Annotated in this window: 1 protein-coding gene; it reads left to right on the forward strand. The window is 43.2% G+C overall.

Annotation, left to right across the window (positions count from 1 at the left end; translation table 11 throughout):
• Nucleotides 1-318 (forward strand): hypothetical protein (locus D7V77_RS45420; RefSeq protein ID WP_233597580.1); only part of this gene is annotated, 318 nt, incomplete at its 5' end.
• Nucleotides 319-463: the final 145 nt, after the last annotated feature.

A 463-nucleotide genomic window follows, 5' to 3' on the forward strand; every position in this document is an offset into this window, starting at 1 on the left:
GGGGTAGATAGGTTGAATAACATTGGAAGGAAGGGGCGTAGTAAATTTGTGCTGTGTGCTTTGGAATTAAGAAATATACTACTCTTTGGAAATTTGCAAAGGGGAAAGAGGGAAGAGGAAAGAGGAAAAGTTGAACAGGAGGATAATGGGAAGTTAAAACAATGGGGAGACCTACATGCAATTGTGATCATCTCTGTGCAGCTTTTAATAATAGCTACACAGTGTCGAGTCTCCTTTTTGTCCTTACTCATGACATCAATACACTTTTCCAGAGTGTCGAGAAGGGCAGCACGGTTTGCTGATGAAAATCGAATTTGACGGCTAAGCCCAGCTTCATCAAGTCGGTTTGTCTTGAAATCCTCGAAAGCTCTGAGCATCCTTATGCCATTCTCAGACAGGCCATACCGAGCCAGGAGATTCAGCATGCGGTATTCATAGAAGGTGGACATGATCAAGTCTGGAT

Source organism: Corallococcus sp. CA041A (assembly GCF_003612075.1).
GTDB classification, from domain to species: domain Bacteria; phylum Myxococcota; class Myxococcia; order Myxococcales; family Myxococcaceae; genus Corallococcus; species Corallococcus exiguus.